The organism is Psychromonas sp. (assembly GCF_047632955.1).
Taxonomy (GTDB): Bacteria; Pseudomonadota; Gammaproteobacteria; order Enterobacterales; family Psychromonadaceae; genus Psychromonas.
This window is the reverse complement of sequence record NZ_JBLIED010000002.1, coordinates 338,499-344,498: the sequence shown is the minus strand read 5'-3', so window position 1 is coordinate 344,498 and position 6,000 is coordinate 338,499. Positions and strand designations below refer to the sequence as shown.

The 6,000-nt window shown below is 41.3% G+C and carries 7 protein-coding genes; 1 reads left to right on the top strand and 6 read right to left on the bottom strand.

Translation table 11 applies throughout. The annotated features are described in order from the left end of the window. Nucleotides 1–79: 79 nt before the first annotated feature. The 6 genes from ACJAZP_RS03215 to ACJAZP_RS03190 form a co-directional block, all read right to left on the bottom strand. Nucleotides 80–385 (bottom strand): PTS sugar transporter subunit IIB, encoded by a 306-nt coding sequence (locus ACJAZP_RS03215; protein WP_415229287.1) that lies wholly within the window; start codon nucleotides 383–385, stop codon nucleotides 80–82. 499 nt (nucleotides 386–884) lie between these two features. After that, nucleotides 885–1,322: a Holliday junction resolvase RuvX gene (gene ruvX, locus ACJAZP_RS03210; protein ID WP_415229286.1), complete on the bottom strand. Its 438-nt coding sequence runs from the start codon at nucleotides 1,320–1,322 to the stop codon at nucleotides 885–887. An 84-nt stretch (nucleotides 1,323–1,406) separates the two neighbouring features. After that, entirely contained in the window at nucleotides 1,407–2,000 is a 594-nt protein-coding gene (locus tag ACJAZP_RS03205) for a YqgE/AlgH family protein (protein ID WP_415229285.1), read from the bottom strand. Nucleotides 2,001–2,052: 52 nt separating this feature from the next. Further along, nucleotides 2,053–3,009, bottom strand: a complete 957-nt coding sequence (gene gshB / locus ACJAZP_RS03200) for a glutathione synthase (protein ID WP_415229284.1) — start codon at nucleotides 3,007–3,009, stop codon at nucleotides 2,053–2,055. A 33-nt stretch (nucleotides 3,010–3,042) separates the two neighbouring features. Then, a complete protein-coding gene (gene rsmE / locus ACJAZP_RS03195) occupies nucleotides 3,043–3,771 on the bottom strand; it encodes a 16S rRNA (uracil(1498)-N(3))-methyltransferase (protein WP_415229283.1) in 729 nt (242 codons plus the stop codon). 222 nt (nucleotides 3,772–3,993) lie between these two features. Beyond that, the gene (locus ACJAZP_RS03190; protein ID WP_415229282.1) at nucleotides 3,994–4,578 is read right to left on the bottom strand and encodes a TetR/AcrR family transcriptional regulator; all 585 of its coding nucleotides are present in this window, start codon (nucleotides 4,576–4,578) and stop codon (nucleotides 3,994–3,996) included. Nucleotides 4,579–4,721: 143 nt separating this feature from the next. Here ACJAZP_RS03190 and ACJAZP_RS03185 point away from each other — a divergent pair, with 143 nt between their 5' ends. Then, nucleotides 4,722–5,765, top strand: a complete 1,044-nt coding sequence (locus tag ACJAZP_RS03185) for an alkene reductase (RefSeq protein WP_415229281.1) — start codon at nucleotides 4,722–4,724, stop codon at nucleotides 5,763–5,765. Nucleotides 5,766–6,000: the final 235 nt, after the last annotated feature.

Below are 6,000 nucleotides of genomic sequence, written 5' to 3'. Positions count from 1 at the left end.
GGCGAATGCACCTGCAACGGGGGCTATTTTATTTTCAATAAAATCAAAAAAAATGTTAGACATGATTTTTCTCCTGTTATTAACCAATCATGGCCAATGCATCGTTAAGGATTTTCTCGCCTTTCATCATGCCGTAATCCATGGAGTTGATGACACCAACGGGCTTACCTGCGGCATCCCCTTTGGCTTTAAATGCGGCCAGTTTGTATTTAATTTGTGGGCCTAAAAGGCAGCAATCGTAATTAGGTAATGTGGCGTCAAACTCATCCATACCGACCGCGACAATATCAACTTCAATGCCTTTAGCTGCTGCAGCTTGCTGCATTTTTCTAACGACCATGCTGGTAGACATACCGGCTGCACAACAAAGAAATATTTTTTTCATGTTATTACTCCTGATTTGATGAGGTTAAACGTTATTGGTTAAGTAAGGTGCTTGCATGCATGGCAGGAGTATAACAGTAAACTGGTAGCGGTTTCTGCAAGCGCTTGCACGTTTTATTTGAAATGTGAGTTAGCACAAAAAATGCGTGTTATTTGTTCTGTTAAGCGAGATGCTGATCACAAAATACAGGGTTAAAGTGAGTAAGTTATTTTTGTGGAGGAGATAGAGAACAAGATGTTTTGAGTTTTGAGTTTTGAGTTTTGAGTTTCGAGTCTTCAGCAAAGGTTGATAGTCACAAAGACAAAGATATATTTTGTGATGGCAGCGCACTGCCATTCGAGTACTGATCGCAGTGAGCATCGCCGACCTAAAACGCTGCGGTCATGCCGTTATTTGATTTGAAACGATGAGAAACGAGAATATCATTCAGTGTAAAACAGAGTGTAAGTTAGCGTAATGGGCACTCTGCCTTGAGCTGTTGTGGTTTTTCTCAGAAGGCTTATTGATAAAAATTTTCCATCCAGCTCTCAAGAATAAGGGCGGCGGATACGCTGTCAATTTTGCCTTTTTCAAGGGCTTTATAACCACCATGTGTAAAGATAAATTCTTTTGCGCTGGCGGTGGTTAAACGTTCATCCTGTAAGGCAACTTTAACACCAAAGCGGCCATTTAAACGGTTGGCAAATTTTTTGGCGCGTTGTGTAATTGGCTGCTCGCTGCCGTCCATGTTCAGGGGTAAGCCAACTACAATTAAGTCAGGCATCCAGTCGCGGATCACTTGTTCGACAATATTCCAGTTGGGAATACCGTCATTTGCTTTAATGGCTGCTAAGGGCTGGGCGGTTGCGGTGATCATTTGACCGGTGGCGACGCCGATACTTTTTGTACCGTAATCAAAACCTAATAGGGTTGCTGGTGATTTTAATGCTTCAGTCATGGGTATCCTGGTGTAAATGGGGCATTTATATGTTTTTATTAACCGATGTTTTATAAAAACAGCGGTCAAGCTTTGACGGCGCGCTTATGCGTGGCCCATCTCAGTTGATAATTGTTCGGGATTTATTCCCAGTCGTTGCAAAGACGCAGTCCAACGTTGCTCTGCGGGAGTACTGAATATTATGTCATTTTGACTTTCCATGGTAATCCAATGGTTGTCATGCATCTCTTTTTCTAATTGTCCGGAGCTCCAGCTTGCATAACCCAGGGTCACTATATATTTTTCGGGTTCATTTTTAGTACCAAGGGTTGATAAGATGGCATTGGAATTGGAAATCATCAATTGCTCATTAAGCTGGGTACTTTTTGAATTATCGGCAACGGGAGAGTGTAATACAAATCCTCTTTCAAGTTCCAGTGGTCCGCCTAAAAAGACCGGATTGAGCAACGGAGGTTCAGGATGATGATTAATACTGTCAACGTTGTTTAATAATTCCTGCAGGGTTAATTTTACGGGAAAGTTAATAATAAAACCCATTGCGCCTTTTTCATCATGTTCGCAGATGTATACAACAGAATGTTTAAAATAAGGATCGTTCAAAGAGGGCATAGCAATTAAAAAATGATCCTTCAGTGTGTTGAGTACTTCCGCCGGGTTATCAATTTTTATGGTTTCCATATGAAGGCTCCTGATTATTGCCATACTTTGAGTATGGCAATAATTACATATATTACTGTTTTTTTGTAATACGTTTTTCGATCGCATCCATTAACTTGGCGCTGATGTTGGTGCCAAAGGCATTATCAATTTCCTGTATACAGGTCGGACTGGTCACATTTATTTCAGTTATCTTGTCACCTATAACGTCCAAGCCAACAAAAATAAGCCCTTTTTCTTTCAGTTGAGGACCAATGGTATTGGCAATATGCCAGTCACTTTCAGAAAGCGGCTGTGCCACACCGCGACCGCCGGCAGCTAAGTTACCACGCGTTTCACCCAATGCTGGAATACGCGCAAGTGCATAGGGCATCGGTTCGCCATCAACGATTAGAATACGTTTATCACCGGCATTTATTTCTGGCATAAATACTTGCGCCATGCAGTAGCGGCTTTGATGCTCGGTTAATGTTTCGATGATCACGCCAATATTGACATCATCTTCTTTAATTCGAAATATTGAAGCGCCGCCCATACCATCAAGCGGTTTTAGAATGACGTCTTTATGCTTTTTATGAAATTCGCGAATTTTTGAACTGCTGCGAGTCACTAAGGTGGTTGGCGTGAATTCACTAAACCATGCGGTAAACAGTTTTTCATTCGCATCACGTAAACTTTGCGGCTTATTAACAATTAAGCAGCCTTCAACTTCAGCGCGCTCTAACAGGTAAGTGGCATAAATGTATTCGGTGTCAAAGGGAGGATCTTTGCGCATTAATACCGCATCGAGATCCGCAAGCGGATGATCGACGGCATCTTCAAGTTGATAAAAATTATTAGGATCGCGCTGCACCGTCAGTTTTCTACTGCTTGCAAAACAGCGGCCATTTTCTAAATAGAGATCCTGCATTTCTAAATAATAGAGTTCCCAACCACGGGATTGCGCTTCCAATAACATTGCAAAGCTAGAGTCTTTATGAATTTTAACATCTTTGATTGGATCCATTACGATCCCGATTTTAATGGTCATTTTATTTCCTATTTATCGGTCTTATTGAGTATCTTATGCGAGATCACCAAAACGGCATTGCAGTGCGGTAATTGCACTTAATGCAGCGGTTTCTGTGCGTAAAATACGCGGGCCTAATAATGTTTCTGTGAAGTTTAATGTTTCAGTCAAGGTTATTTCTTGATCGGTTAAACCACCTTCAGGGCCGATCAGTAAACGAATCCGTTTGATTTCCGGCGGTAGCGTATTAATCGAATATTTAGCACGTGGATGCAGGGTCAGTTTGGTGGCTTGCTCGGTACTACTGCACCAAGTCGTTAACGCCTGAGTTTCATGGATAACCGGAATGATATTACGGCCCGATTGTTCGCAGGCTGCCACGGCTATTTTTTGCCACTGCTGCTGTTTTTTAGCCATGCGCTGGTCATCGAGTTTAACACCACAACGTTCACTTAATAATGGGGTTATTTCATTAACGCCTAATTCTACGGCTTTTTGAATAACAAACTCCATGCGATCGCCCCGTGAAATGACTTGTCCCAGGTGCAGATATAACGGACTTTCATTATTGGTTTGATTAAATGAGTTTATCAATGCCGTGCAACTGCGTTTCTGCAGGTCAGTCAGGGTTGCCAGAACTTCTCCTCCCAAGCCATTAAACAGAATTATTTGTGCGCCGACTCTTAAACGTAAAACATGGATATGCTGTATCGCATCTTTTGAAAGGTTAACTTCAGTGGCAACGGTTAATGTTTGTGGATCATAAAAACGAGGAATACGCATAATCATTCTGTTTAAGTAGAGGAAAATTTTGCCAAGTATAACGTGAAAACATGCGATAAAACTATGCTAAAAATTGTTTTATCAAATGTATGAAATTCAAGTCCTATAAAAATATTTTTGAATAACGCCCTGCATGACTTTAAACATAAGGTAGATAATGGTTTGTTTTTAACTCATTGCAGTCTGCAAAATGCATGGCGAATAATTTTCTTAAAAGGCTGGTTATCCATGCCGAATATCGCGTAATAGCTTGTCTGCCAAAGGTTGTAAAATATCAACTTGAGGATGAGTGTGAGAAAAAGTTCTTAAACCGTAAATACCCATCATTAAATATTGCGCTAAAAATTCGCTGTTACAGTCTTTATCTAATAATTTCTGGGCCTTAGCGTTATCAAATACCTGCGACAGAGCATTTTGCCAACTGTGTAAATGTTTATTAATCATCAGTCTGATATCGTCGTCTTGCTCACCCATCTCACTTAATGATTTGGTTAACAAGCAAGATTTTGTGGCATCGCAGCTCAGACATTCTTCAACAATATGTGTTAAATAATCACGTAAATTGTCTAATGCCGGCTTAGCATTATCAAAAAATTGTTGAAATTGCAGATTTCGATCTTGCTGATATTGGTCAATTGCCGCTAATAACACGCCTTTTTTATTTTCAAAAGCGCAATAAATGGATCCTGGATGTAAGCCTGTTGCTTTAGTTAGATCCTGCATACTGGTTTTAGCATACCCATTGACCATGAATGCACTCATAGCCGCACGCAAAACGGTTTCTCGATCAAATTCAGCATTTCTCATGACATGTCACTGTAGGTTAACAACAAAGCATTATATTCCATAGAAGTTGATTCTAACTAATTTTGAACATTTATTCAAAAAATACTTGAATGAATGTTCAAGTAAGACTATCTTGAATGAACATTCAAGATAGGAGGTGTCAGATGACATCTAATTTATTTACACCCTACAAATTCAATGACACTTTAACATTAGCAAATAAGATTTTAATGGCGCCGTTAACGCGTTGTATGGCGGATGATGATCTTGTGCCAACTCAAGCGATGGCTGACTATTATGCCCGCCGTGCAGATGCCGGTTTGATTATCAGCGAAGCAACGATTATTCGCCCTGATGGTCAAGGTTATCCTCATACTCCCGGTTTATTTACGCCTGCACAAATCAATGGCTGGCGTGTGGTGACCGATGCCGTACACCAAAAAGGAGGTAAAATTTTTGCTCAACTTTGGCATACCGGCCGGGTCGCACATCCACACTTTTTTGCTGGCGGTGATGTCCTATCTGCGTCTGCGCAGGCGGTTGAAGGTACAGTGCCAAGAATGCGCGAACTGATTTATCAAACGCCCAAAGCAGCAAGCTTAGAGGATATTAAACAATTAGTTGCAGATTATGCACAAGCGGCAGAAAACGCCATCGATGGTGGTTTTGACGGCGTTGAGATCCACGGTGCTAACGGTTATCTAATTGATCAGTTTTTACACCACGACAGTAACCGCCGCGAAGACGAATATGGTCAGAGCGCCGAAAATATGTCACGTTTTGCGCTTGAAGTTGTCGATGCGATAGTGGCGCGCATTGGCGGAGATCGCACCGCTCTGCGTGTATCACCTGGTGCTTATTTTAATATGGCAGGCGATCCGCGTGACCGTGATGTGTTTGATTATTTACTGCCTGAGTTAGCAAAACGGGATCTTGCCTTTTTACACGGGGGTATTTTTGACGATTCAATGGAATTTGATTATCTCGGTGGTACTATTTCATCTTATTTACGCAGTGTTTATCCTAAAACCTTAGTAGGTGTCGGCAGTTACACAGCTGAAACGGGAAGTGCAGCCATTGCGGCTAATAAATTTGATTTACTGGCCATTGGTCGCCCTTTTATTGCTAATCCCGATTACGTGGAAAAAGTACGCAAAGGTGCTGAACTTGTTCCTTACGCTGATACTATGCTATCGGAACTGATTTAATAGTTTGTTATTGTTTTAGGTTATGGCTGGTTGTTTTTAGTCATTTCTTTTCAATATTTGTTAAGACTACCGCCTTTTATGCGGTGGTCTTTTTTATCCCGGGTAGCATTGATCAGGCTGCCGTTTAAGACGTGATCATCAAGTCATTATGGTTTGCAGCTGATACCAAATCCTATTATTCCCTACTGTGCGGCCAGCTTAAGCTGCGCTCGGTACTTCTATCATTACCTTTATC

Excerpts from the sequence above, each read along its gene's own strand:
- ACJAZP_RS03215 (WP_415229287.1), bottom strand. The coding sequence starts at position 385 with ATGAAAAAAATATTTCTTTGTTGTGCAGCCGGTATGTCTACCAGCATG.
- ruvX (WP_415229286.1), bottom strand. The coding sequence starts at position 1,322 with ATGACTGAAGCATTAAAATCACCAGCAACCCTATTAGGTTTTGATTAC.
- ACJAZP_RS03205 (WP_415229285.1), bottom strand. The coding sequence starts at position 2,000 with ATGGAAACCATAAAAATTGATAACCCGGCGGAAGTACTCAACACACTG.
- gshB (WP_415229284.1), bottom strand. The coding sequence starts at position 3,009 with ATGACCATTAAAATCGGGATCGTAATGGATCCAATCAAAGATGTTAAA.
- rsmE (WP_415229283.1), bottom strand. The coding sequence starts at position 3,771 with ATGCGTATTCCTCGTTTTTATGATCCACAAACATTAACCGTTGCCACT.
- ACJAZP_RS03190 (WP_415229282.1), bottom strand. The coding sequence starts at position 4,578 with ATGAGAAATGCTGAATTTGATCGAGAAACCGTTTTGCGTGCGGCTATG.
- ACJAZP_RS03185 (WP_415229281.1), top strand. The coding sequence starts at position 4,722 with ATGACATCTAATTTATTTACACCCTACAAATTCAATGACACTTTAACA.